Raw genomic sequence first — 26,053 nt, forward strand, 5'->3', positions numbered from 1 at the left:
TCAGTCCTCTACAAGACCCTGCCGCGCCACGGCTGCCTGCGGTAGCGCACAATCGCCCGCGTGAATTCGCCTTCAGAGTCCCTGTTCCGCGTCGAGCGCACCACCGAACGCCAGAACATGCAGCTGCTGATACAGCTGCGCTGGTTTGCCGTGGTCGGGCAGGTGATCACCATCTCCCTGGTGCATTACGGCTTCGGCATCAACCTGCCGCTGCCGGCCATGGCCCTGGTGCTGATGGCCAGTGTGTTCACCAACCTCGGCTACATCTACTGGTACCGCAGCCACCGCCGCCAGATCTCAGCGCGCAACCTGTTCCTGGCCCTGCTGGCCGACGTGCTCGCCCTGGCCATACAGCTGTATCTGAGCGGCGGCGCCAGCAATCCCTTCATCTACCTGTTCCTGCTGCAGGGCATTCTGGGCGCCGTGCTGCTCAGGCCCGTGCACGCCTGGATCATCGTCGCCAGCACATCGCTGTGCACCCTGGTGCTGGCCATCGTGCACTGGCCCTTGCCCATTGGCGCGGCGGGGCCGGACGGGCTGCCCGGCCTGTACGTGAGCGGCATCCTGATCAGCTTCGGGCTGACCACGGTGCTGCTGGTGGTCTTCCTGCGCCGCATCGTCTCCAACCTGCGACGGCGCGACGCGCGGCTGGCCAACATGCGCCAGCGCGCCAGCGAGGAAGAGCACATCGTGCGCATGGGCCTGCTGGCCACGGGCGCGGCGCACGAGCTGGGCACGCCGCTGTCGACCATGTCCGTCATCCTGGGCGACTGGCAGCGCATGCCCGTCATCACGCAAGATCCCGATCTGCTCGCCGACCTGCAGGAGATGCAGCAGCAGCTGCTGCGCTGCAAATCCATCGTCTCCAGCGTGCTCATGTCCGCCGGCGAAACCCGCGCCGACGCGCCCCAGGCCACGACCTTGCATGCCTTCATGGATGGAGTGGTCGCCCAATGGCAGTCACGCCATGCGGTGGAGCGTTTCGACTATGTCCAGGCCGAAGAGGACTTCCCCATTCTTTCGGATACCGCGTTGCAGCAAATGGTTTGCAATGTGCTCGACAATGCCGCCGAGGCATCTCCCGGCCATGTGGCGCTGCACCTGTCCGTGCGCACCGGCATGCTGTGCATAACCGTGCGCGACAAGGGTCCCGGCTTTGCACCTGCCGTGCTGGAGCAGCTGGGCCAGCGCCATATCTCCACCAAGACGGAGCGCCCGGGCCGCGGACTGGGCCTGTTCCTGGTGCTCAACGTGGCGCGCTCGCTGGGCGGACGCGTTCAGGTGAGGAACACCCCGCCCAGGGGCAGCGAGGTGGAGATCCGCCTGCCCCTGTCATCGATTGCCATTGAACCCGGCGCCTGAAGCGGCGCCCACAGGAACCCGAATCGCCCATGGACAGCTCCCGCCTCCTGCTGCTGGTTGAAGACGATGCAACGTTTGCACGCACGCTGACGCGATCGTTCGAGCGGCGCGGCTACCGCGTGCTGCAGGCCGCCAGCGCCGAGGAAGTGCGCGAGCTGCTGCAGACGCATTCGCCGCAATACGCCGTCATGGACCTCAAGCTGGCCGGCAATGCCTCGGGCCTGAGCTGCGTGCAGATGCTGCACCAGCACAACCCCGAGGCGCTGATCGTCGTGCTCACCGGCTATGCCAGCATTGCCACGGCCGTGGAGGCCGTCAAGCTCGGCGCCTGCCACTACCTGGCCAAGCCGTCCAACACCGACGACATCGAGGCCGCCTTCGGCCGCCTCGAAGGCCGCACCGACGTGGAGCTGTCGCGCAACCCCACTTCCATTAAGACACTGGAGTGGGAACACATCCACGAAACCCTGGCCGAGAGCGACTTCAACATCTCCGAGGCCGCACGCCGCCTGGGCATGCACCGGCGCACGCTGGCGCGCAAGCTGGAAAAGCGGCAGATCAAGTAAGACGGCAGGCACCAAGACAAACCGGGCCTCAAGGGCCCGGTTTGTCATTGCGCGGCCATGGCCCTCAGGCCATCAGCCCAGCCAGAGGTAGTGATCGATCAGCAGTGCCAGGAACAGCACACTCAGATGCACCAGCGAGAAGCGGAAAGTCCTGCGCGACAGCTCGTCCGAGTAATTGCGCCACAGCGCGAAGGCATAGCCGCAAAAGCCCACGCTCAGCACCACGGCCACCACCAGGTACAGCCAGGAGCTCATGCCGTACATGAAGGGCAGCATGCAGGCTGCGAACAGGATCACCGTGTACAGCAGGATCTGCAGCCGCGTGTACTCGCTGCCATGCGTGACGGGCAGCATCGGCAGGCCCGACTGGCGGTAGTCCTCCACGCGGTACAGCGCCAGCGCCCAGAAATGCGGAGGCGTCCACAGGAAGATGATGAGAAACAGGATCAGCGCCTCGGGTCCGACCTGGCCCGTCATCGCGGCCCAGCCCAGCACGGGCGGCATGGCGCCGGAGGCGCCGCCGATCACGATGTTCTGCGGCGTGGCGGGCTTGAGGATCACCGTGTAGATCACGGCATAGCCCACGAAGGTGGCCAGCGTCAGCCACATGGTCAGCGGATTGGTGCACAGCAGCAGCACCAGCGCACCCAGCGTGCACAGGATGGCCGAGAAGGCCAGGGCCTGCTGGCTGGTCAGCTCCCCGCGCGCCGTGGGCCGCCAGGAGGTGCGCTTCATGCGCGCATCGATATGGCGCTCCACCAGGCAGTTGAAGGCCGCTGCGGCGCCCGCCACCAGCCAGATGCCCAGGCAGGCCAGCGCCATGTGCAGCCACTGGTCGGCGTTGGGCCAGCCCGGCACGGCCAGCACCATGCCGATCAGCGCGCAGAACACGATCAACTGCACCACGCGGGGCTTGGTCAGGGCATAGAACTGCGTCCAGCGTGAGGACTCGACACTCAGGGAAGCTTGTTTACTCATGCAATCTCTCCACGGGCAACCGGCAACCCGGCCCGCAGCGTGCCCGGGCGACTGGCCGCCAGGCACCAAACAATCACGGTCACCAGCGCGGCTGCGCCACCCGTATGCAGCACTGCAGCCACCAGCGGCCAGTCCAGCACCACGTTCGACAGGCCTGTCAGCACCTGCAACACCAAAAACCCAGCCAGCACGCGGCGCTGCGGCGCCAGGGCAGGCGCCTCGCCCAACCGCCACCACAGCCCGGCAAGCGCGGCCACCACCACATAGGCCGCAAGGCGGTGCAGATAGTGGATGGCCGTGAGGCCCGCAAGGCTGATGTTGCTGCCGTCCTGCAGCAGGCCCAGCGGACGCCAGATCTGCAGCGCCTGCGAAAAATCCATGGCCGGCCACCAACTGCCCTGGCAGGTCGGAAAACTGCTGCAGGCCAGCACCGCATAGTTGGTGCTGACCCAGCCACCCAGTGCCACCTGCAGCACCAGCAAGCCCAGGCCCAGCCACAGCAGAGCACGCAGGCCCGGGGAAATCACCGTTGCCTGCTGCTGGCGAGCCGCCCGGCTCAGCCCCACGGCGGGCACGCACAGCAAGGCCAGCAGGCCCGTGCCGCCCAGCAGGTGCAGGGTCACGATGGCCGGAAACAGCTTCATGGTCACGGTCCAGGCGCCAAAGGCACCCTGCAGGCAGACCCAGAACAGCGCCAGCGTGGGCCACCAGGGGCTCATGGCCCCCCGCCGTGCGCCTTCCACGCCTTGGGCGCCACCCGCCCTGCCCTGGCGGCGCGCACGCCGCCAGGCCATGATGGTCATGGCGATGATGAGCACGCCCACGGTGGTGGCCAGATAGCGGTGGACCATCTCTATCCATGCCTTGCCATGCGTCACCGGCCCGGTGGGCATGGCGGCCTGCGCCTCGGCAATCTGCGCGCGGGCGCCCATGGGGCTGGCGCTGCCATAGCAGCCCGGCCAGTCAGGGCAGCCCAGGCCGGAATCGGTCAAACGCGTAAAGGCGCCGAACAGCACCAGGTCGAAAGTCAGGAACAGCGTCAGCACCGACAGTGCCTGCAGCCGCTTGAGCGAGCCACCGTTGCGGTTGCGCAGCCACACCCAGGCCAAGGGTCCCAGCGCCAGCAACAGGCCCAGCAGCATCAGCTCCAGAACGGGGGCCAGATCGTACAGCGCCTGCTCGTTCACCTCCGCCCTCCGCAGCGCAGCGTCCACCGGACGGAACTGACCCCAGGCAAGCCGCAAGGCAATGCCACAGGCGCATCCGGTTGGCGACAGCAGAACTTCATAAATGAGAGCAATTTGACGAGAAGGCTCAGCCCCATGCGCGAGATTGGATCGCAGGCCGGGCCCACAGAGAATCAGGACATGCACCCAGATACAGGCTGCGGGACGGCGCCCCATGCACAAGGCCCGCCAAGCGGGCCCGGTCGCTGCAACTTTCAGAGCAGCATGTCTTTGATATGAAACAATTCTACTTGCCTGCGCACCACTCAAGCGCCCAAGCGCGCAGTGCCCCTAGACCGCAGCCAGCTTCTTTTGGCCGGCGTGATGCGGCTTGGGCCGGGCGCACACGAATTTGCGCAGGGTGCCACCCGAGGCATCGGTGGCCCGGCTTTGCACAACTGCTCAGATTCGCTCAGACTCAGACGCCCAGCGTTCCTTAGATTGACGCTTTCACTTGGGGACCGGCAACCGCCGGGTGAGGCCATGATTGCAGGACGCTCGTGGACTGTGCTTGATGGGCGCGGACACGAAATCGGGCGTGTCGAAGGCGATGAATTCGTCCGGTGCGGGACCAGGCTCATCTACCGCATCGATGGGCCGGCGCTGTACTCCATGGACGGCTCGGCCAGACTGATGGGCTTTATCGAAGGGACCGAGGTCAGAACCCGGCAGGGGCGGATCTTTCTCAAATTCCTCGCGCATTGAACTGCGCTGCTCTGATCTGCGCAGCACCGTGCGCATGCAGCGGCAAGCTTTCGGCCCCCTTCTGCGCCAGCCGATGACAATCTATATCAATTCATTCATAGCCAGTCGCTAAGACGCACAGATAATTGCCGGCATTCGTGTGAATTGTGAGAAGGGACCGGGCCACGTGCCCCGCCCTTCGCATGCTGGAGGATTGGCAGATGAGCGCCCCGGAAATGGAGGCCATACAGGAGCGGCTGAAGAAGCTGCGGGCCGACGAGGCGCAGGTAGCCGAGCAGCTGGAACGGCTGCAGACCCAGAAGGCTGCGCTGGAGCACAGGCAAGCCATGATTCAGGGTGCCTTGGAGGTGCTGGAAGAGATGCGGCAGGAGCTGGAGCCATGAACCGCGGCAAGCCCGGTTCGTCCCCGTCCTCGTTACCGCCCGCCACTGCCCTGCCAACAACCCAGGACTGGTTGGAAAGAATTGCAGCCCTGGATGCCACGGAGCCGCCGCCTACCCCACCTCGTCCGCGCAACACCCGCAAAGCAGCGCGCCGCAAGGCGGTCACCATCGTGGCAAGGCTGGTGCTGCTGGTGCTGCTGGCCATCGCCCTGGCCGTGGCGGCGCAATTGATGTGGGTCAAGTAGCTGCCTGCGGTATACCCTCGCATCCTGGCGAAGTTCCCATATTGTTTGCATGCTCACTTGCGCCTAGCATGGAGGCACACTCAACGCAGTGGAGGTGTCATGGCCGATCCCGAAGAACCGCTGGAAATACGCTCAGAACGCTGGCAGTCGCTGAAGGGGCTGGACATCGCCTCCGTGGATCTGGGCCCCATCTGCGTGGTGCTCTTGCTGACGTTGATCTGCATGGCCGTGATGCTGCTGCTGGCCAAGTCCGGCGCCGAGCAGGTGCGGCAGGCCCAGCCATCGCCCCAGGCCAAAGGCCCTGCTCCCCGACCGCAACCGGCGCAGCCCGTGGCAGAACCCGCCCAGCAACAGACCTGGATACCGGCCTTGCGCACCTGAGCGCGGCAAGGCCGGTCCAGGCCGTAGGTAGCGCGTTCAGACCTTCATCGAACGTGTCGCAATGAAGGTCGGCACGAACTTCTCGATCACAAAACGGGCGTGGGGCTGCCAGTCCTCGTGGAAGCCCGTCAGCACAAGCCCCGCATCCAACTGCCCCCCGATCTGATCGGCCAGCGTATGGCCGAACACCAGGGCCTCGTTGCGCTCGCGCTTGGCCGCAATCGCCTCGGGCGGCAAATCTGCCACATCGGAATACGGCAGGCGCCATGCGGGCCGCACGAGTCCTTGCTCGCGCAATGCAGGATCACGGTCCTCCACGAAGACCACCGGATTCCAGAAGCTGGACAGAAGACGCCCGCCCGTCGTCAGCACCCGCGCGCATTCACGCCATACGGGCCGCACATCGGGCACGTAGAGGTTGGAGATGGGGTGAAAGATCACATCAAAGCTGGCGTCTGCAAAGACCCCCAGATCGCGCATATCGCCCTGCACGCAGGTCAGCGCAAGGCCTTCGCGCTCGGCCACGTGCCGGTCCTGCGCAAGCTGGCCGGCTGAGGCGTCGAAGACGGTGACCTGGGCGCCCGCCGCAGCAAGAATGGGCGCCTGCTGGCCGCCGCCGCTGGCAAGGCAGAGGATGCGCAGGCCGCGTACATCATCCAGCCAGCCGGCAGGCAAGGGGCCTGGCGTGAGCCGCGCCTGCCAGCTTCCGGCGCGGGCCCGTGCTATTTCGGCGCTGTCGACCGGGCGCGACCAGTCGCAGGACTTGGCAGCCTGCTGGTTCCAGGCGGCCGTGTTTGGGTAAGGATATCGATGGATTCCGTCATGGGCACTCTTTCAAAAATTCCGAAAGGAGGCCGCACGGCGACGCCGGGTTGCGTTCAGGAAACGCAGAGCAATCAACGAACAGGCAGGAGGTGACGCAGGCGTCCGCCGTCGGCCGGCAAAGGGCTTCGGGGGATTGGTCGGACGAAGGTCCGAAGGCGTCACAGGTTCATGTCAGGCTCGCAATGGTCGCAGGGATGGGAGCAAAAATTCTAGGGCTGCCCGAAGCACGCTGTCAAACAGCTGCGGCGCCTTCCCCACACGGTCATGCAAAAGTCACAACCGTGAGACGGCCTGGCTGTAAGTTGAACACGCACCCTCGATGGCGCCGGCTTCTGCTGCGCCTTGGCGCGCCCGCTGACGACCGCCTTTTCCAACCCGGCGCCCAATGGATACCGAGGAGCAACACTTTGAAGGAGAGCTATGCGTAGTCCCAAGAAAGGCAGAGAGCCGATCCGGCTCCTGGACCTGGCCCCCGCCGTCTTCTGCATGCAGTGCGAACAGGAAAAGCCCGCCACAGGCGCCCGCCAATTCCATGCGTGGCACGTGTGCAGCGATTGCTCGCAGAAGCTGGCCCGACTCCCCACGGCGCAAGCACCGACGGCGCACCCTGCGCACTGAGGCAAGCGATTCCCCAAAACGACAGCCCGCCAAATGGCGGGCTTTCTCATGCCCTTTCGGGCATGGGCGGGACCATGACAGTGGATCGCGCCTACCAGGGCGCAAACACCATCATCAGCGCCACGGCCACGACGGCTGCGGCGATGTACATGGTCCGCTTGGTGGCGAACCGGTTGCGGGACGACGACGTGGGCACTTGGCCAGGGGTGTTGGGAGGAGGTGTGTTCATGGCCTCAAGCATGGGTGCCGCCCAGGCACGCCCTTGTCGGACAAGCACAGGTCAGGGAATCAGCGCAAGGCAGGACCAGGCCGTCGGCATTGGCCCATGGCCCGGTGGTCTGAAAGACAAATGGCGCTGCAATCGCTAGCGTGTGCCTCAATATGGGCGGACTCCGCAGATCAGGTGTGAACCGGTGCCGAGAAATCCCAGGCGTTTGCGGGCATGACCGCGCAAAACGCCCCTGCCAGCGTCGCGTTGTGGTGTTCCACAATCTTCTGCGCTGCAAGCTGGGGGGTGTCGGCACAAGTATGTCCATCCGCAATAAGGACGGCATCAAGGCCCAGATCGCGAGCGACCCGGCAATTGGTGTCCACGCAGTACTGAGTCTTCATGCCGGTGATGACCAGGCCGGTCACGTTGCGTGCTTGAAGCTGCTGCAACAGATCGGTGCCTGCAAAGGCGCTTGGGCGGTGTTTTTCGAACACAACCTCACTGCCGTCCAGTTGCAGTTCGGGTGCGAGTTGGGTCAGTGGGCTGCCTGGGCCAATGGGCGTTCCCACGGGACCGATGTGACGAGCCAGAAAAACTGGCGCTCCCGCACGGCGGGCCTGTGCCATCAAGGTGTTGATGGTGTCCAGCACCTCGGTGCAGCGCCACATGGGTTCAGGGCCTCGGACCAGGCCGACCTGAACATCGAGGACTAACAGAGCAAACATGAGAACAACTCCTTGCGTGGTGCCGGCGACGCAAGGGCAAAAAAAAGGGCCCTGTCCATCGCTGGCGGGCCTGGGAAGTGGTTCAACTGGGACTCACGGCACTTCACACGGTCCGCAGGAAGCGGTCGTGGAGATGGTAGTGGTGAGAGTGCAGTGAACCATGGAGTTCCATTGTAACGAGCGCCTTCGCCTGTCATCTCAGCACCTATGCGGCTTTTTTGCGTTTGTCGCGCCGCAGATCTCGCCCCTGTAGTTCCGGACGCTGTCCAGCTGTTTTCGGGGGATACGTCAGGCAAGAACAAGCCCACTGTTAGGCCTTGTCTGCACCTCGGTGTGCTTCACCTTCTTCGACGTCTCGTCACTTCCCAGGATGACAAGGTGCTGCGTCCTTTGCGAGACCAGTTCATGGAGAACCCTCAGGCGCTGACGGATCCGGGCAGCGACTACGCGGACAACAGCGCCCAGCGTTCGTGATCTCGCCAGCGACCACCGACTTTCATGAATGCGGGCGACAACCCCTCCAACTTGAAACCACAGGACTTCACCAGTGCTATGGCTGCCTTGTTCTCAGGCTGAATGTTGGCTTCCAGCCGATGCAGCTTCGAAGTCCTGAAGACCTGCTTCACGACATGCGCGAGGCCCTCCTTCATCAGGCCCTTCCCTTCGAAGCCCGAGAATGCAAAGAAGTCGATATGGGCAGAGCGGAACGGGTCCATCAGGATGTTCGTGATCTGCACGACCCCGGCAAAACCATCGCTGCGCCACTCCCAGATCACAAATGCCGCACCCGACGGCTCCTGCACGCGAGCCAGGTAGCCCTGGAACTCCTGTGCCGTGCTGGGCGGCGAAACCCATGGAGCGTGCAGTTTGCGGCTCTGTCCGACCGCGTCGATGAACTGCTGCTCCAGATCGGCGGTCAGCGTCGAAACGTAGATATCTGTGCCCATGACTTCCCTTCTCTGTGGAAAGAAAAGTGTAGCCAGCCCAGGAATCCGTCGGAAGCCTGGCAGCGCGCTTGCACCCTACAGCTTTGTCAAGTGCACCATTGAAACGACGAAGCCCGCTTTGAACTGACCCCATGAAGTTGGACGGTTGGAAGTTAGCGGCTCAAGGCCTGATTTCGGTACTGCACCGGACTCAGGCCTTCTAGCATGAGCTTGATGCATTGGTAGTTGCCCAAAGACCACCACCGCGACGATGCCCTGCCCTTCGGCGACTGCCCCTCTCAGAAAGGAAACCTCGAAATGACCGGTCACAAGCCCTTGCGGCAGCAGAAAGGACCGGCATCGTGACCACGAAACCCGAACCCATCGCCACTAACGTCTATGACAAACAGCCGGGCGGAACCTATAGGGCCACCATGCACGTCAGTGGGCTGGCCATCCAGCGCGCTCTGCGACATATCCGTCCGGGGACACGACAGGAGCTTGCGCGGTTCCGCCTGGGACAGCACCCGGCGCCGAAACCCCACATGCTTCCCCCCGGCGGTTTTCCCCTTGGAACACAGCTGGCGTTTGAGAAGGCTACGCCAACAGTTCGGCGCCTCCCTACCGATCTTTCCTGCATCGAGCCCCAGTCCCACGCCTGCCCCAGCTGTGCCCGCAGCTGCTTGGCCGCCGAGGGTCTCATCGCTTATCGAGTACGTCGTAAGCTTGGCCACAGGTCACGTCACGCGGCACTGTCCAGGCAAGCTCTGGTACCTCGCCCAGCATTCGCGCCAGAGCGCTCCGCGCAAGGTGATCGCGGAAACCCTCCAGCAGCGCACGCACCTTAGACGATACGGCAGGACCATGTTTGGCCAGTGCTGCCTTGCGACGGGCAGTGACCGGATCAACTCCTGCGCTACCCCCGCGCTTGTCTCCCTGAACTGAGACAGCCTCTGCAAAGCGCTATCTCGGGCCAGTGCCCGAGCCTCACCTACTTCATCAGGCCAGCAGAGCTGTTTGTAGCGGTAGGCCCGTGTTTTGTGCGATTGGGAGGTGACCTATCGCAATTCATCGCACCCCTTCACGAGCAGGTGCGAGCCTGGCTGAAGCTGCTTTGCAGACCGCGAATCGAATAGCACTAGAATCTCACCCAGAGTCATGGCGCAGGTTCTATTGCCAGCGACGTAGGAGGCAAAAACCTACGCCCGAACCTACGCCAAGGTTGCAGGTGCAGATAGATTTCGCTGGGTGCCAAGTTGAGGTTTTGCGGCAAACGCGCCGTGAAGCTCTCAAGAAAACAAGCATCTAGCGAAGAAATGCATGATTCGACAATGGCTCAACCAAGGCGGGCGTCGTTCAATGGCAGGACCTGAGCTTCCCAAGCTCATGACGTGGGTTCGATTCCCATCGCCCGCTCCAGCTTTCCTCGCGCACTCTTCATTTGCGCGCGCGGGCCAATCTCTGGACTGAGGAGCAGGCGCCGCCGCAGCGGCGCCGGGGCTCTATCGCACGCCAGGCGATGAACTGCCCATCTCGACTTTCAGGTCCGGGAAGGAGTTGACCATCTGGACCTTGAAGTCAGGGAAAGAGGTGACGATCTGCCACTCTCCGCAACGGTCTGCGGAGGAGTTCACCACCTTGACCTTGAGGTCCGGGAAAGAACTGGTTGCCTGGACCTTGATGTCGGGGAAGGACTGCACGAGCTGGACCTTGCCGTAGAGGCGGATGCCTTTGTAGGTGCAGTTTTTCTTGTCGAAGTCTGCGGCGTGAACGAATGCCGGCAGGGCAAGACAGGCAAAGACAAAGCTACAACGCTGCAGAAGATGCATATGCGAAAAGGGAGTGGGTCTTCGGAAACAAGCCAGGCCGTGGCTTGCGGCCGCCCTATTAGAGCATCCTGCATGCAGAAGCCCCTGACGTTTTCGACCGAGCGTCAGCCTGGGGCAAGACCATCCATCCGGCACTCAGGCCATGAGCCCAAGCAGCCAGTCCGCATACTCCACGGTGGCGGGAGTGGTCCCGGAAGGAGGCTTGATGCATGCCGCGCGTGTGGAATTCGCCATGGCGCGTATGTCGCTGGGTGTGTGGCCGAATTTGGCCCGGAATGCGCGGCTGAAGTGGGCCTCACTGGCAAAGCCCAGGCGCGCGGCCACCTCGGCGACACGCAGGCGTCGGTAGGCAGGGTTTGACAGGGCATGGAAGGCCTCTTGCAACCGTCGCTGCTGCACATAGCGCATCACACCCCCCAAAGGTTCGAAAAGGTGGTAGAGCCGGTGACGTGAGATGCCGAAGCACCGGCAAAGCAGCTCGGGCGAGAGGGGAGCAGCCAGGTTTCGCGCGATATGGCGCTTGATACGGTCCAGCATTGCTGCCTGCAATTCAGTCCGAGCCTCGGCCACCGTCCGTAGACTGGGGCGCAGGCAGGCTGCCAGCATCTGGGTAGTGGCATGCACTATGTCGTCAGCCTGCTCCAGGCCGATGGAAGGCAGGCGTCGCTGCAGAGCGCAAAGATGATCTGCCAATAGCCCGGCGAAGATGCTGCTGCGGGTCAACACGGTTCCGTGCAAGCCTGAACTCGATGCACCCATTGCCTGGTCACCAAGGCTGCGGGGCACGATCAACGAGAGCACATGGGAGTCGTCCGCAACGGTATGCTGGCAGCGAGCCATGTCGAAGAAGACCACATCACCTGCTTGCACCGTCAGCTCGTGACCATCGTCACAGCGCCCTGTGAAGCCGCCTCCCCGGTACCACTGCACCAGATAGTGGTCCAGCCCGTCATGGGCCGCGCGTGCATGTCCGCGCGAGAAGCGCTGTGCACCGAAGCGCAGGTCTCCCAAAAGCAATTGTCCCAAGTGGACTGCATCTACCGAGGCGTGGAAGCCACCGCGCACCGTACCGCGTTCCAGCGGGGTCACATCGAACAGTACAGAGATGCCGCTGCGCCAAGCGTCGAACCTGTCCGCCTCCAGGCACTGCTCGGTGGTGAAGGTGGTGCTCGGCAGGGCTGAGGTCGGAGTCTGCATGTCGAATGATCTGGGCAAAAGAATGCCGTGGTGAAGCCGTCCCTCCGATAGCAGCCAAGGCGTTGTGACACACTCGCCCAGGACGGCTTTCATTTGAGAGCCGCGGCATCGTAACGCAATGTGTGCTGGGGCGAATCAAACTGACGAACGGTAGCCCGTCAAGATGCAACCCAGGCAGTGATGCAGGAAGATGCGCAGAAGTTGGTGCCTCGGCAGGTCCAGCAGCCATTCAGCCTGTGGCGGTGGATAGCGTTCACAGACCTTGGAGAATCGATGCTTGAGTTTCTCAAGAGTCAAAACGGAGTGTTCCATGACCCCTACCACCGAACAAAAACGTGCCAGCTTCCGGGCCCTGCACCGCCAGGGCTGCTTTGTACTACCCAATCCATGGGACGCCGGCAGCGCCCGCATGCTGCAGGGCCTGGGCTTCAAGGCGCTGGCCAGCACCAGCTCGGGCCATGCATGGTCGCTGGGCCGGCCCGATGGCACCATCTCGCGCGACATGACCCTGGCGCATCTGCGCACCCTGGTCGCGGCCACCGACCTGCCCGTGAACGCGGACTTTGAAAGCGGCTTCGGCCTGGGTCCGCAGGAGGTGGCAGAGAGCGTTCGCATGGCCTTGGACACCGGCGTGGCAGGGCTGTCCATCGAGGATTCGACAGGCGATGCGGCCAACCCCTTGCGCAGCATCGAGGACGCCGTGGCCCGGCTGCGCGCCGCCCGCGCTGCCATCGACGAGGCAGGCGGCAGCACCTTGCTGGTCGGGCGTGCGGAGAATTTCTTCGTGGGCCGGCCCGATCTGGACGACACCATTGCCCGGCTCAAGGCCTATGCCGAGGCCGGCGCGGACTGCCTGTACGCACCCGGCATCCGCAGCGCCGAGCAGATCCGTGCCGTGGTGGCGGCCGTGGCACCCAAGCCGGTGAATCTGCTGATCGGAGGGGCCAGCGAATGGAGCCTGCAGGATGCCGAGGCCATGGGCGTGCGCCGCATCAGCGTGGGCGGCGCACTGGCGCGCGCAGCCTGGGGCGGCTTTCTGCATGCGGCGCGCTCCATTGCCGAGACGGGGCGCTTCGACGCGTTCGCCCAGGCCACGCCTGGCGCCGAGCTCAATGGCTTTTTTCAGGGCAAGGACTGATCCGCACCGGCCTGCAGCCGCTGCGCGGTCATGACCCAGACCGCGATATCGAGCAGGGCGGCTGCGCGCTCCACCGGCGCAAGCTGCGGGTCCAGCACGCCGTCCATCTGCCGTGCCAGGGCGGACCAGCCCAGCAGTGCGGCCTGATCGGCCCAGGCCCGGCCTGCAGCCAGCAGCGGTGCGCCGGCACCCACCAGGCCTGCGGCCTGCATATCGGCCAGCCAGACCTGGCCCTGTGCCAGCCAATGGCGCAGCGGCGCCTCGGCGTTTTCGTTCGGTGCCGTGCTCATGGCTGCTTCTCCCTGCTGCCCTGCGCTGGCGGCGGCTTCCAGGCCGTGCTGGGATGGTGCCAGTCCGTACTGTCCCGCCAGCGCACCGATGCCACGGCCATCTGCAATCGCCCGGCCACGAATTCCACGCGGCCAAAGACCTCCTGCAGCACCCGGCCGCACGCCAGCTCCCGGCGCAGGGCCTCGCCCGCCCTGCCCTGCATGCCGTGCAGATCACCGGCCAGGCATATGACGGGGCCGGAGGTTGGCAGCTGCGGTTGCAGCTCCATCGTCCAGCGCTGCAGCAGCAGGTCAGTCTGCGGCAGGCCGCTGCCGCTCACCTGCCATCGCGCCCAAAGGGGCGGCTGCTGGCGCCAGGGGTCTGCATGCAGCTCCTGCAGATGGCGGCGCAGCAGGACCTGGGGGTCGTCGGCCCCCGGCAAGGGGCCGGCCGCCTGGGCCGCCACCATCCGGGTGGCATCCCGCGCCGAAAGGCGGCCGTCGTCGCTGACCCAGCCGTCCACCAGCACATGAGGACCTTGCAGCAGCTGCCTTGCCGTGAGGCCGCCCAGGGTTTCCGATTCCAGCGCCTGGGCAGGCTCCCATTGCGGATCAAAGCCCTCAGCGCGCGATGCCGACCAGGTCAGGAACCGGCCGCTGGCCGCATCCTGCAAGTGCACCGAAAAACCGCGCTGCCCTCCGCGCGCCAGCCACAGCTCGGCCGCCACGGCATGCAGACACAAACCTTGCACGCGCCGGTAGCTGCGCCTATGCACGCCAGCCAGCTCCTGCAGGGGCCGAGGCAGGGGTTGCTGGGCCAGGCCGCGCAGCAGCATCCACAGCGCGGCCAGCAGGGGCGCCACGCGCTCGGCCGCGCCGGCGCGGCCCGCGCGCTCGTCGCGCAATGCGCGCACCAGCAGGTTGAGCACGCTGGCGGGGCGCGGCAGGTCGGCCTGGCGCAGTTCGGTGGACAGTGCCTCGCCCTGGTCGAGGAAGGCCGGGCTCATGCCGGCACGGCCCTGCAGCACCCAGCCGGTCAGCCAGAGCCTCACCTGCGCCAGACGCTGCAGTGCGCCGGCTTCCAGCGCATGCGCAGGCAGCTCGGGCATGGGTGCGCCCGCTGCGCGCCGGGCCTGCAATGCCACCAGGGCGCGGTGCGCGCAGGTGGCGGCCTTGCAGCTGCAACTGGCCGCCGCCAGGCCGCCAGCACGCGGCAGGCGCACGGTCACTTCGTCGGGATTGGAGAGTTCACCGACCAGCGCGGCCGGCGTCTCTTCCAGCACGGCCTCGAAACCCTGTGCCATCCAGCGCAGGGCCTTGCGCTGGGCAGCGCTGCCGAAGGCCCGCGCCACGGCCTCGGCATCGCCCTCCAGCCATGGCGCGATAGGGGCCTGTGCTGCCTCATCGGCCGCCCCTCCGCTGGCCAGGCGCGCGCGCAGGCCCAGCAGCAAGGCGCACAGATGGTGGCAGGGTCCATAGGCGGGGCAGCTGCATTGCAGCGTGGCAAAGCCCGCGCCCGCCAGGGTCTGGACATGGCCTTCGATATCGGCCCGGGCATGGCTGGCATCCAGCTCCCAGGCCGCCGCATCCAATGTCGCCAGGGCCTTTGCGCCGCGCTTGAGCAGGCCCTTGTTGGCCCAGTCGGCAATGGCGTCATCGTCCAGGGTGCGCAGCCATTCCTGCATCATGAGGATCGCCCTCCCTGCATGGCACAGGCCAGCCAGTCCACCAGATGGTCGGGTGTCATGGCGCCGATCTGCGCACCGCGTTCTACCAGTTGCGCAGCCAGGTCCCGGTCGTAGTCGGGATGGGCGCGGCGATCCAGGGCGGCCAGCACCAGCACGCGCGCACCGCTGGCGATCAGCCGCTCGGTCTCGGCGATGACGCGGGCCTCGTCATGGCCTTCGTAGAGATCGGTGATCAGCACGACCACGCTGCGGCGCGGCGCGCCCAGCTGCCCGGCCGCATGCGCCAGGGCGGCACCGATATTCGTGCCTCCGCCCAGTTGCGCGCCCAGCAGCAGTTCTTCGGGCGCATGCAGCTGGCCGGTGACATCGGCCACCTCGTCGGCGAACAGCAGCACATGGGTGCGCAAGGCGCGCACGCGCGCGAAGATGCTGCCCATCACGGCGCTGTGGATGACGGATTCGTACATGGAGCCGCTCTGGTCCACCAGCAGCCACAGGTCCCAGGTCAGGCGCTGCGCCTCGTTCTCCCTGAAGAACAGGCGCTCCAGCACCAGCACCTGCTCCTCGCTCTGGTAGTGGCGCAGGTTGTGGCGCAGGGTGCGCGGCCAGTCCAGATCGCTCATCTGCCCCTGGCCCCGGCTACTGCGGCGCCTGCGCCGCCGCCCGAAGGCCGAGCGCACGCGCGAGGACAGCCGTGCCTGCAGATCCGCCACCACGCGTGCCACCAGCCGCCGGGCCTCGTCCAGCACCTGCACGGGCAGGCTGGCGCGCACGGCCATCAGCGCGGCCACCAATTCAATGCTGGGCGTGGCCTGGGCCAGTACCTGGGGGTCGCCGAGCAGGCCGTGCAGCCCGTAGCGCGACAGCGCATCACGCTGCAGCGTTTCCACGGCGCTGCGCGGAAACAGGTCGCGCACCTCGCCCAGCCAGTGCACTGCCTGGGGCTCGGGCACGCCGCTGCCGCCCTGGCGCGCGGACTGCCCGCCCGTGCCCTGCCAGGCGTCGGTGCCTGCACCGTCGGGCTGCTCGCGCAGGCGGTGCTCGCGCTGGTAGAGATAGTCCAGTGCCGCGTCGCGGCGCGCATCGGCGCCATCGAGCGGCTGCGCCGCAGCCAGGGGCTGGGCCGCCTCGGGCCCGAGGATGAGGCGCCAGCGCCGCAGGGTGGCGGCATCGATTGCCTGTTCCTGCATTGGCGGCTCGTGCATTGGCAGTTCGTGCATTGGCGGATCTTCCCGGCTCATGACAGTCCCCAGGGATGCAGCAGCCGGCCCACCTGGGCCGCCAAGGCGCGGCTGTGCGCCAGGGCCTCGTCCGATGGCAGGTGCACGCAGGCCAGCGTGGTTGCGCCGGGTGGCGTGGCCGCGCCCGACAAACCGGCCAGCCGCCCGGCCAGCTGCCGCAGTTCGGCACGGGTCAGCTGGGCAAAGGCCAGCCGCAAGGCCGGCAGGCCGGCCAGGAAGGCGTCTTCCGGCCAGTGCGCAATGCCGTCGCTGAGCAGGCGCAGCAGCGGCGGATGACTGAGCAGCCAGCCCTTGGCCACGCGCACAAAGCCCTGCAGGTACTCGCCCATGGCGGCAGCATCGACCTGCGCCAGGCCCAGCATGGCGCGCAGGGCGGCATCGGTCTGCGCAATCTGCCAGCGGCCGGCCATGCTCAGGATGCCGGCGGTGGCGCCGCGCACGCGCGCAGGCGTGCTGCCGGCTCCTGCCTCATGCAAGGCGGCACAGGCATCGTGGAACAGGCCGGCGTCGGCCCAGGGCACGGCGCGGCAGACCATGCCGTGCAGATCGGCCAGGGCATCCAGGGCCTGTGCCTGCTGGGATGCAACGCCCTCGCCCAGCCAGGGCAGGCGCAGGCAGGCCTGCGCAAAGCAGCGCCGCAGCAGCGGCAGCAGGCGCGCCAGGCCCACGCCGCCCAGCGCATGGCGGGCCTCGTAGGCCAGGGCCAGGCAGCCGGTGGCGCGGGCCAGGGCCAGGGCGTCGTGGCTGCGCTCCATCCAGGCCTGCACGGTGTCCAGCACCTGCTGGGCAATGCCGTCCAGGCCCATGACCAGCACTTCCAGCACGCGCTGCGCCGGCTCGGTGTCGGCGGTCTGCGACAGCCGCTCCAGCACGCGGTGGACAGCGGCCTCTTGCAGGCTGGAGCCGTGGCGCATGGCCTCGGTGAGTGCCACCGTGGTCTCGACCTGCCAGCCCAGCGTCCAGACCTCGCGCACGCGCGCCAGGCCGGTGCCCGCCACAAAGTCCGGTCCCGCCAGGCATTGCGCATAGGGCACGCCCAGGTAGCGCAGCCGGTGCAGTCCCTGCGACAGGCGGCGGTGACGGGCGCTGCGGTAGATGTCCAGCTCCTTGCGCACGGGTGCGGCAGGCCGCACGGGCAGGCGGTGGCGCAGGCAGAAGGCCTGTACATCGACCAGCAGCGGGGCGGCCGGCGCATTGGGTGGCAGCTGGCCGTAGTCGTCGGCGTCCAGCAGCCATTGACCAGTCTGCTGCCCGGCCTGCGGCTCCATAGGCTGCGGACGCAGGGCCTGGGCATGCTCCTTGAACACGGCGCTGTCCAGCGCTTCCAGCAGCTCGGCCCGGCCGCCGTGGCAGGCGCGCAGTGCAGCCAGGCCATGGGCCAGGCGCACGGCCTCTGCCGCGTCGGGCAGGCTGGCGGGCAGGCCCCGGGCACGCAGGCCGTTCACGGTGCGTGCCGCCATCTCGGGCCAGGCCTGGGCATCGGGTTGCGAGGCGCCCTGCTCCAGCGCCTGCCAAACGCCCTGGTAGTAGCCGGGCATGGGCATGCCGGCCGCGTAGCCGCTGGCACGCTCCAGCCGCTGCAGCGTGTAGGGGATGAGATGCACGCCCACATCGATGGGCTGACCGGCCGCAGCCGGACGCTCGGGCGCCGACAGGCCAGCGGTGATGCCAGCCACGATGCCCGCCACATGAAAGCCGCCGCAGACCACCAGGCAGCGCCCGCCTTCGGCCAGGGCCTCGCGGACCTGGGCGGCCATGTGGGCCTCGCGGGCCCTGTCTTCGGCATCAGGGCCCGCGCCGCCCGCTGCCTCGTCCCGCTCGCGCAGCAGCTGGCTGAAGGCCAGCACGCCGGCAAAGTACGCCTGGGGCGAGGCGTCCTCATTGCCCGATTCGTAATGCCGGTCCCACCATTCGTCGAAGTCTCGGCAGCCGCCGGCCTGGATGAGGCCGGCCAGCACGTCGGGCGCGCGCCGCGAGGGCTCGTCGGCCAGCAGGGGTTCGGGCGCGCAGGCGAAGTAGTCCAGCTGCGCGGCCTGGGCCAGCCGCGCCGCATAGGGCAGGTCGATGAAGCGCACATGGCTGCGCAGCCGCACCGCCTCGCGCAGGGCCACCCATTCAGGAGAGAAGGCCGCAAAGGGCACATAGCAGCGGCAGCGCCAGTCGTCCTCCAAAGCGCCATTCGCGCCATTCGAGCCATTCGTTTCATGTGCGCCATCGCCGCCTGCCACGGTCGCATGCAGGTAGGCCGCCAGCGGCGGACGCGCCTGGGCGTGCTGCAGCGCAGGCAGCAGGGCATCGAGTTCGCCCGGGCCTTCGATCAGCACGTGGCTGGGCTTGAACTCGCGCATCAGCGCGCGCAGGTGGTGGGCGCAGCGCGGGCTGTGGTGGCGCACGGGCACCAGGCGCAGCTGCGGCAGCGGCGCCAGCCAGGCGATGGCCTCTGCGGCCTCAGTGCTCACGGCCGCCTGCGACAAAGTCCTGCCAAGCCGGCTGCCCTGCACGCTGGCGTGCCACCACGCGCAGGTATTCGGCGAAGCGGCGGCGGTCCTCGTCGTCGTCCTTGATCACCGTGCCCAGCAGGTGGCGCGCCAGGTGGGCCGGACCCACGCGCTCCTGCCCGAAGTACCAGCACTGGCAGGCGGCGTTGAAGGCCACGTCGATGGCCTCGGCCGTGGACAGCACGGTGCCCGGCCGCTCCACGGCCGTGCCCTCCACGCTGCCGCTGCGCAGCTCCTGGAAGGCCGTGGCCAGCAGGGCCAGCACATCGGGCGCGACGGTGGTGCCGATGCGCTGCTGCGCCAGTGCGCGGCCCACCTCCTGCCCTATCAATGCGGCCTGCGCGGCCACGCCTTCGAGCGGGCGCATGGTCTCGAAGTTGAAGCGGCGCTTGAGCGCGGCCGACATCTCGTTGACGCCGCGATCGCGCAGGTTGGCCGTGGCAATCACATTGAAGCCCGGCCGTGCCAGCAGCCAGGGCTGCTCGTGCTTGAGTTCGGGAATCTGCAGCAGCCGGTCGGAGAGCACGGGCACCATGCAGTCCTGCACTTCGGTGGAGCAGCGCGTGATCTCCTCGAAGCGCAGCAGCCGCCCTTCGCCCATGGCGCGGTGCAGCGGGCCGGGCACCAGGGCCTCGGGGCCGGGGCCGTCACGCAGCAGCAGGGCGTAGTTCCAGCCATAGCGGATCTGCTCCTCCACCACGCCGGCACCGCCCTGCACGGTGAGCTTGCTGTCGCCGCTGATGGCGGCGGCCAGCAGCTCGGACAGCAGGGATTTGGCCGTGCCCGGCTCGCCCACCAGCATCAGGCCGCGCTGGCCGGCCAGGGTGACGATGGCGCGCTCGACCAGGGCATCGTTGCCGTGGATCTTGCGGGCGATTTCGGGGCCGCCGCCATCCGGGGCCGGGCCGCCCAGGATGAAGCGCCGAACGGAGCGCGGGCTCAGGCGCCAGCCGTCGGGGCGCGGGCCCTGGTCGGCGGCCTGCAGGGCCGCAAGTTCCTGGGCGTGGGCCATCTCGGCCGGCAGCCGCTGGGCGGCAGGTTCCGGGGTGGGCGCCGCAATGCGTTTGGTGGCCATCAGTCGCTCTCTTTGGTGCTGGCCGATTTGGCGGCGATGGCCGCGAACTGCGCCATCAGCGTGGCCTGCAGCGCGCGCGGCCACTGCTGCGGCTGCAGCCGGGGCCAGCGGCCATCCTCGCCGCGGTGGCTGCTGTCATAGACCACGGCGTGGGCGATGTCCACGCGGTGGTCCAGTTCCATGAACGGCATGTAGCGCCCGTGGTGAAGCTCGATGTACAGCTGCGGGCCCGCCAGGTCCAGCCTGTGCTCGTAGATGCCGGGGCCGTCTTCCACGGGGCCAGGGCGGTAGTTCCACTTGGCCAACAGGCCGGACAGCGCGCCCTGGCGTATCTGCAGCGGGCCGGCAGGGTGCAGGGCATGGTTCTTCCACTGGCTGGCGTCGGGCAGTTGCGCACCCGCGCCCAATTGGTCGATCAGCGGCTGCAACTCGTAGTCGGCCAGGCAGGTGCGCCAGGCCTCAACCTCGCCCGCTGCGGCATCGACCGGATGCCAGAGCAGCACCTGCGCATCGTCGGGCAGCTCCACGGCATCGTCTGCGGCATCGAGCAGGGAAAAGTCCTCGGCAATGCGAAAGCTGGCGCCCTGCTCCAGCCGCCAGATCAGGGTGCGGCCCATGATGCGCAGCAGGGGATGCTGCAGGAACAGGCGGCGCCAGCGCGGGACGGACCAGCGCTGTCCCGTCATGAAGGCGGTACCCATGCGCGGCGCCTGCTGCCTGGCGATGGCCTTGACGCCGGCGGCAACGGTCTTGAATTCGGCCTGTGCCGCATTCCACTGAAGGCGCAGCGATTCGTCCTTGAGCGCAGGCAGGGTCTTGGAGGCCTTGCCCTTGTCACCCACCACGCGCAGGCTCAGGTCGCCCTGCAGCTGCAGGCGGTAGCGCTGCGGGCCCACCTCCAGCACCAGACCTTCGCCGCCCAGGCCGAAATCGGGCGTCAGTTCGTCATACAGCTCGATCAGGCTCAGGCCGCGCCGCTGGGCGGCTGCCTCCAGCGCGTCATGCGCTGCCGCAATCACCAGGTCCTTGAGCTTGCGCGAGGTGGACAGGGTCTGGACCTGGGACAGCGCGTACAGCGTGTCCAGCGCACCGAGCTGCTCCACGGCGATGATGGCGCGCAGCTTCTTGCTCCAGCCCCAGGCCTTCACGGCGGCCACCAGGGTCTGCACCAGGCGGTCGTCGACATGGCCGTTGGCCAGTCGCAGCGCCCAGCGCGCCTTGGGCTCGCCCTCCAGGGCCACCCAGGCATTGACCAGGTGCAGGGACAGCTGGGCGCGGCTTTCGGCCGGCACATGGGCCAGCAGCTGCTCCACCAGCGGCGGCAGCTCTTCCTCGGCCGTGGCCACCAGATGCAGCACGATGCGGGCCGCATGCTCGGACAGCGGCGCGAACAGGGCCAGGGTCTCTGGCTGGTCATAGGCCTTGATGCTGCTGGAAAATCGCTTGAAGCGCGCCACGCGGGCCTCCAGTGCGTCAAGCGGCACCCGGCCCCCCTCCCCCTGCGCCACGGTCAAAGCACCCGGCACTGGCACACCCAGGGCCAGCAGCCGGCCCTCGACCATGCTTTCGGAGCCCAGGTCCAGGCCCGTGCGCAGCAGCGCCTGCAGCAGCGGCGCGACCCCGGGATCGGGGTGGACCAGCAGGATGTCGCGGCAGGCCAGTTGCATCGCCTTCTCGCGCCGCTGTAGCCAGGCGTTGGACTCGAAGACAGCGCCTACGGCCTGCGCATCCAGTCCCTGCATGAAGCGCGCCACCGCTTCGCGCAGCGCCCGCGAGCTGCTGGCAGCCAGCAGTTCGCCCAGCAGGGGCAGCCGGGCATGCAGCATGGCCGGGTCCAGCTGCGCCAGCAGCGGGGCCAGGCGCACGGTGGGAATCTCGCGCAGGTAGTCGGGCTGCTCGGCCAGCATCTGGTTGAGCAGGCCAATGAAGGGCTCGATCCGCGATTTCTGCAATATGCAGCGCAGCAGATGGGGCAAAAGCTCCGGGTAGCGTGCCTTCCAGATCTGCTGGGCGACCACCGCATCGAAGTGGTACTTGGGCTGCCATCCTTCGATCCAGGCGACGAAGGGCGCGGCATCCTCCCGCACCAGGCGGTCGAAAATGGGGATGAAGTAGTCGGCCGGCTCATGGTCCGCCCTGCCCAGCAGCAGGTTGACCAGTTCCAGGCGCCGCTGGGCATCGGCGCCCAGGTCCCAGCGCAGCGCGATCAGGCCCGGGTCTTCGTTGATGGGCTTGTCGTCGAACCAGTCGGGATGGCGGCGGTAGAAGTCGTACCAGGGCGCGCAGCGCTGCGGGTGCGGAACGTCGCTGTGCCGCTTCATGTAGACATCGCGGATGTCGGCATAGAGCGCGCCGCCGCGCTCGGCCAGCTCCATCAGGTCCTGGTCGTCCAGGCTGCCCAGCAGCAGCTTCCAGTCGGCTCTGTCATACCCGCCACCGGACTGGACGTTCAGCTCTGCGGCCCAGTCCAACAGCTGCATCACCCGTTCACGGCTGATGCCCGGGTACCAGAGCCAGCCGAACATGTCCAGGATGCGGATTTCACGGTAGTCGTTGTCGCCGTCCGGCGCAGGTGGACGGGCCAGGCTGGCGCGCGCCATCTGCTCGAACTCGGCCGCAAGCTCGGGGCTGTGGCGTGGAATGTCGCCGTCCAGGCTGCCGTCGATCCTGCGCCCGAAGGGGATGGTCTGCCGCGCGAAGGCCAGCCACAGGTCATGGTCATGGGTCCAGGGCAGATCGAAGTTGCCCAGGGCGCGGATGGGGTTGGAATAGTCGTCGAAGGCCTTGCGCGTGAAGGCGCCCACTTCGTCATGCCGGCCCGCGCGCATGCGGCTGGCCAGCACCTGGACCAGTTCGGCGGGTGGCAGCGAGGCGCTCAGTTCCTCCAGCGTGGCCTGGTCGGTGTGTTCTAGGGTCGAAGAGTTCATGGATTCAGGGGTTCTGGAGGGAGTCAAACCTGGGCTGCAGCCGCGCCCGCAGCGCGCGAGGCCAGGGCCTGGAGCATGGCGCACAGCGATGCCTGCAGCGGCAGCGGCCATTCGGCCGGGGGCAGCAGGCGGTCGGCGGCCATGTCGCGCAGGGCAAAGCCTTCGATGTCGATCTCATGGCCGGGCTCGTAGTACGGCATGGCCGCGCTGTGCAGCAGTTCCACGCGCCAGTGCTGCACGGCAAAGTCCCGCAGGTGCAGGTAGATGCCGGGGCCATCGCACACGGAGCCGGCATGAAAGCGCCATGGCCCTGCCAGGCCGTCCAGCGCCTGCTGCGTGAGCCGTATCGGTGCCAGGGGCTGCAGCAGTTCCTGCTGCCACTGGCTGGACAGCGGCAGGTCGGCGGGCGCATCGACCTGCTCGACCAGGGCCTTGAGGCCGTAGTCGGCCAGGCATTCGCGCCACTGCGCACGCTCCTGCTCGGTGGCCTGCGCGGGGTGCCACAGGGCGATGCGGCCCTCGGCCGGCAGTTGCACCGCGTCGCTCTCGGCATCGACCAGGGACAGGTCCTCGGCAATGCGCAGGCTGAACGGCTGGCCGGCTGCGGGCTCCACCCGCCAGACCAGGCCCTGTGCTACCACGCGCAGCAGCGGGTGCTCCAGGAAGAGGCGGCGCCAGGTGTCCAGCGGCCAGTGCCGGCCCAGCATCAGGCAGGACTGCAGGCGCGGCGCCTGCTGCTGCAGCACGGCCTTGATGCCCTTGGACAGCGTCTTGAGCCGCGCGGCGGCCGCCTCCCACTCCGTGCGCAGGCCCTCGTCGGCCAGGGCCGGCAGGCTGCGCACCAGCTTGCCGGCCGGCGTGCGCAGGCGCAGCGACAGGTCGCCCCGCAGCAGCACGTCATAGGTCTGCGCGCCCACCTGCAATTGCACGCCCCGGCCCAGGTCGAAGTCCGGGGTCAGCTCGTCGCCGAGGTCGGCCAGCGCCATGCCGCGCCGCGTGGCGGCCTCGGCCAGCACGGCCTGCGCGGCGGCCAGCACGCTGGGCTTGAGGGTCTTGCCGGTGGCCAGGGCCTGCACGCAGGACAGGGCATAGACCGTGTCGAGCCGGCCCAACTGCTGCAGCGCGACCACGGCGCGCTCCTTGCGCGTCTTGTGCCAGGCCAGGGCGGCCGAGGACAGCACATCGACGATGCGGTCGTCCGCCGCGCCGGGCAGCAGCTTGAGCACCCAGCGCGATTCGGGCGCTCCATCGGCAGCCACCCAGTGCTGGACCAGGGCCAGCGCCAGCCGCGCACGGTTCTCCGCGCCGGCCTGGGCCAGCAGCTGGTGGGCCAGCGCAGGCAGCTCCTGCGGGCTGGAGGCCGCCAGGTGCAGCAGCGCACGCGCGGCCTGGGCCGACAGGGGCGCGAGCAGGTCCAGCAGCGCCGGCTGGTCCAGCGCGGCAATGGCGGGCGACAGGCGCTGCAGGCTGGCGGCCTGGGCTTCAAGCGCTGCCAGGGAGCCGGCATCGCTGCCCGCAGGCACGGCCTCGCCGCCAGGTGACCCGGCTGCGTCCGCAACCGGGGCTGCGGCACCCAGATCCTTCAGTCGCGCCTGCACCGGGCCTTGCTCGGCCACGTCCAGCAATCCACCGGACAGCAGTGCCGACAGCAGGCTGCCAGACGCCGGATCAGGATGGGCCAACAGCACATCGCGGTAGGCCAGCACCAGGTTCTTGTTGGGCTTGGCCAGCCAGCCGGCGGCCTGGGGCGCATCCACGGGCAAGGCAGACAGCGCCTGTGCCAGCGCCGCACGCAAACCCTTGGAGGCACTGCCGGAGGCGGCCTTGCCCAGTTGCGGCAGCAGCCGCTGCAGCGTGTCCACGCGCAGCGCGGGCAGCAGGTGCGTGAGCGGGCCGGCGGCCAGCCGGGCCAGGTCGCCAGGGCGATCGGCCAGCAAGGTTTCGGCCACCGAGGCGTAGCCGGCGCGGTCGGATTCGTGCTTGCAGCCGTCTGCGCAGGCCGGCAATAGCAGCGGCAGCAGGGCCGGCCACCGGGCTTCCCACAGCCGCTGCGCCACGGCGGGATTGATCGCCAGGTGGCCCAGTTGCTTGAACCAGGCGGCCAGGGGCGCAGCGTCGGTCTGCAGCATGCGCTCCACCAGGGCATGGTCATGCGGCCAGTCATCGTCCGAGGCAAAGCACAAGGCCTTGAACAGGTCCTGGGCCAGCAGGTCGCGGCGCGCGGCATCGGCCGTCTCCCAGCGCGATGCGATCAGCACGGGCTCGGGCAGGCGCAGCTGGTCAAGCACGGCGGGGAATTGCGCAAAAAAATCCCGCCACAGCGCCCAGCGCTGCGCTGCAGGCCGCGTGCGCTGCAGCGGCAGCTGGCGTTGGACGATGTCGCGGCTGAGCTGGCCGCCGCCGTCCTCGATGGCCATGGCCAGCAGTTCGGGCTCGGGCAGCTGGTGCAGCAGGTGCTGCCACTGGCAGTAGTACTGCGCGCCGGGCGCAATGCCGGCCTTTGCGCTCAGTTCCCGCGCCCAGCGCAGCAGGCCGGTGATATCGGCACTGGACATGCCTTCATGGCCCAGCACGCCAAACACCTGCCTGAGCACGAGGTCGTAGCCATCGCGCAGTCTCCAGGGCTGGTGGGTGCGGCTGCCCCAGTCATCCAGCCAGGCGCGGGCCAGTGCCGTCAGCTCTGCGGTCAGCTCGGCACTGCGCCGGGGCACGCCCGGGTTGCCCCCATAGAACTGTCCCAGCGGAAGGCTGATGCGCGCCAGCGCCAGCCACAGCGCGTGGTCACGCTGCCAGGGCGCATGCTCGCCGGGCAGCTGGCGCAACCGCTCCTGGCACAGGCTGCTGCTGTCGCGCAGGAAGTCCGCCACCTCGGCATCGCGCCCCTGGGCCAGGCGCTTTGCCAGTTCGGCGGCAAAGGCCGGCATGCCCTCGCGCCCGGCCGGCGCGGCCGTGTGCAGTTCGTACAAAGCCTGCAGGGGAAGCGCTGCTGTCTCGTTGTTGCTCATGGTCTGTGGAGTCTTCGGTGATGGGCGATCAGCCG

The 26,053-nt window shown here is 67.6% G+C and carries 21 protein-coding genes, 1 tRNA gene and 1 pseudogene; 8 read left to right on the forward strand and 15 right to left on the reverse strand.

The features are described from left to right. Positions 1-60: 60 nt before the first annotated feature. Positions 61-1,362 (forward strand): ATP-binding protein, encoded by a 1,302-nt coding sequence (locus ACN20X_RS19095; RefSeq protein ID WP_016447187.1) that lies wholly within the window; start codon positions 61-63, stop codon positions 1,360-1,362. Between the two features lie 29 nt (positions 1,363-1,391). Then, entirely contained in the window at positions 1,392-1,928 is a 537-nt protein-coding gene (locus ACN20X_RS19100; RefSeq protein WP_012205888.1) for a response regulator transcription factor, read from the forward strand. Between the two features lie 72 nt (positions 1,929-2,000). On the opposite strand, the gene cyoE is transcribed toward ACN20X_RS19100, so the two are convergent. Both cyoE and ACN20X_RS19110 read right to left on the reverse strand, forming a co-directional pair. Then, entirely contained in the window at positions 2,001-2,906 is a 906-nt protein-coding gene (gene cyoE / locus ACN20X_RS19105; RefSeq protein ID WP_016447188.1) for a heme o synthase, read from the reverse strand. Continuing rightward, positions 2,903-4,093 (reverse strand): COX15/CtaA family protein, encoded by a 1,191-nt coding sequence (locus ACN20X_RS19110; RefSeq protein WP_473209741.1) that lies wholly within the window; start codon positions 4,091-4,093, stop codon positions 2,903-2,905. The genes cyoE and ACN20X_RS19110 overlap by 4 nt, the downstream gene beginning before the upstream one ends. 522 nt (positions 4,094-4,615) lie before the next feature. Between ACN20X_RS19110 and ACN20X_RS19115 the strand changes: the two genes are divergently transcribed. From ACN20X_RS19115 to ACN20X_RS19130, 4 genes are all read left to right on the forward strand, one after another. Further along, entirely contained in the window at positions 4,616-4,837 is a 222-nt protein-coding gene (locus ACN20X_RS19115; RefSeq protein ID WP_017403888.1) for a hypothetical protein, read from the forward strand. Positions 4,838-5,037: 200 nt separating this feature from the next. Continuing rightward, complete coding sequence (locus ACN20X_RS19120) at positions 5,038-5,220, forward strand: hypothetical protein (RefSeq protein ID WP_016447190.1); 183 nt, start codon at positions 5,038-5,040, stop codon at positions 5,218-5,220. Next, a complete protein-coding gene (locus ACN20X_RS19125) occupies positions 5,217-5,465 on the forward strand; it encodes a hypothetical protein (protein ID WP_016451654.1) in 249 nt (82 codons plus the stop codon). Before ACN20X_RS19120 ends, ACN20X_RS19125 begins: the two co-directional genes overlap by 4 nt. A 99-nt stretch (positions 5,466-5,564) precedes the next feature. Beyond that, a complete protein-coding gene (locus ACN20X_RS19130; RefSeq protein ID WP_016447192.1) occupies positions 5,565-5,846 on the forward strand; it encodes a hypothetical protein in 282 nt (93 codons plus the stop codon). 36 nt (positions 5,847-5,882) lie between these two features. Here the strand turns inward: ACN20X_RS19130 and ACN20X_RS19135 are convergent. From ACN20X_RS19135 to ACN20X_RS19150, 4 genes and pseudogenes are all read right to left on the reverse strand, one after another. After that, positions 5,883-6,670, reverse strand: a pseudogene (locus ACN20X_RS19135) (class I SAM-dependent methyltransferase). 710 nt (positions 6,671-7,380) lie between these two features. After that, positions 7,381-7,518, reverse strand: a complete 138-nt coding sequence (locus ACN20X_RS19140) for a hypothetical protein (RefSeq protein WP_162233967.1) — start codon at positions 7,516-7,518, stop codon at positions 7,381-7,383. A gap of 170 nt (positions 7,519-7,688) precedes the next feature. After that, a complete protein-coding gene (locus tag ACN20X_RS19145; RefSeq protein WP_016447196.1) occupies positions 7,689-8,225 on the reverse strand; it encodes a cysteine hydrolase family protein in 537 nt (178 codons plus the stop codon). A 443-nt stretch (positions 8,226-8,668) separates the two neighbouring features. Further along, positions 8,669-9,172: a GNAT family N-acetyltransferase gene (locus tag ACN20X_RS19150; protein WP_016447197.1), complete on the reverse strand. Its 504-nt coding sequence runs from the start codon at positions 9,170-9,172 to the stop codon at positions 8,669-8,671. Between the two features lie 1,324 nt (positions 9,173-10,496). Between ACN20X_RS19150 and ACN20X_RS19155 the strand changes: the two genes are divergently transcribed. Further along, positions 10,497-10,570, forward strand: a tRNA-Gly gene (locus ACN20X_RS19155). A gap of 83 nt (positions 10,571-10,653) precedes the next feature. On the opposite strand, the gene ACN20X_RS19160 is transcribed toward ACN20X_RS19155, so the two are convergent. Both ACN20X_RS19160 and ACN20X_RS19165 read right to left on the reverse strand, forming a co-directional pair. After that, positions 10,654-10,980 (reverse strand): 7(1) septoil knot domain-containing protein, encoded by a 327-nt coding sequence (locus ACN20X_RS19160; protein WP_016446204.1) that lies wholly within the window; start codon positions 10,978-10,980, stop codon positions 10,654-10,656. A 135-nt stretch (positions 10,981-11,115) separates the two neighbouring features. Next, positions 11,116-12,177 (reverse strand): helix-turn-helix domain-containing protein, encoded by a 1,062-nt coding sequence (locus ACN20X_RS19165; RefSeq protein ID WP_047475355.1) that lies wholly within the window; start codon positions 12,175-12,177, stop codon positions 11,116-11,118. A 310-nt stretch (positions 12,178-12,487) separates the two neighbouring features. Here ACN20X_RS19165 and ACN20X_RS19170 point away from each other — a divergent pair, with 310 nt between their 5' ends. Beyond that, the gene (locus tag ACN20X_RS19170) at positions 12,488-13,315 is read left to right on the forward strand and encodes an isocitrate lyase/PEP mutase family protein (protein WP_046987259.1); all 828 of its coding nucleotides are present in this window, start codon (positions 12,488-12,490) and stop codon (positions 13,313-13,315) included. Here the strand turns inward: ACN20X_RS19170 and ACN20X_RS19175 are convergent. The 7 genes from ACN20X_RS19175 to ACN20X_RS19205 are packed head-to-tail and all read right to left on the reverse strand — an operon-like array spanning position 13,300 to position 26,018. Beyond that, complete coding sequence (locus tag ACN20X_RS19175; RefSeq protein WP_017403878.1) at positions 13,300-13,605, reverse strand: hypothetical protein; 306 nt, start codon at positions 13,603-13,605, stop codon at positions 13,300-13,302. The two genes, ACN20X_RS19170 and ACN20X_RS19175, sit on opposite strands and share 16 nt — an antisense overlap. Beyond that, a complete protein-coding gene (locus ACN20X_RS19180; protein ID WP_046987258.1) occupies positions 13,602-15,272 on the reverse strand; it encodes an SWIM zinc finger family protein in 1,671 nt (556 codons plus the stop codon). The genes ACN20X_RS19175 and ACN20X_RS19180 overlap by 4 nt, the downstream gene beginning before the upstream one ends. Next, entirely contained in the window at positions 15,269-16,462 is a 1,194-nt protein-coding gene (locus ACN20X_RS19185; RefSeq protein WP_046987257.1) for a VWA domain-containing protein, read from the reverse strand. Before ACN20X_RS19185 ends, ACN20X_RS19180 begins: the two co-directional genes overlap by 4 nt. Before the next feature lie 47 nt (positions 16,463-16,509). Further along, a complete protein-coding gene (locus tag ACN20X_RS19190) occupies positions 16,510-18,972 on the reverse strand; it encodes a DUF5682 family protein (RefSeq protein ID WP_473209742.1) in 2,463 nt (820 codons plus the stop codon). Then, positions 18,962-20,086, reverse strand: a complete 1,125-nt coding sequence (locus tag ACN20X_RS19195) for an ATP-binding protein (protein ID WP_046241649.1) — start codon at positions 20,084-20,086, stop codon at positions 18,962-18,964. The genes ACN20X_RS19190 and ACN20X_RS19195 overlap by 11 nt, the downstream gene beginning before the upstream one ends. Beyond that, on the reverse strand, positions 20,086-23,013 hold the full coding sequence (locus tag ACN20X_RS19200; protein ID WP_473209743.1) for a DUF4132 domain-containing protein: 2,928 nt from the start codon (positions 23,011-23,013) through the stop codon (positions 20,086-20,088). Before ACN20X_RS19200 ends, ACN20X_RS19195 begins: the two co-directional genes overlap by 1 nt. A 23-nt stretch (positions 23,014-23,036) precedes the next feature. Further along, entirely contained in the window at positions 23,037-26,018 is a 2,982-nt protein-coding gene (locus ACN20X_RS19205) for a DUF4132 domain-containing protein (RefSeq protein ID WP_473209744.1), read from the reverse strand. Positions 26,019-26,053: the final 35 nt, after the last annotated feature.

The sequence above is a fragment of the Delftia sp. PX-1 genome, from assembly GCF_055797465.1.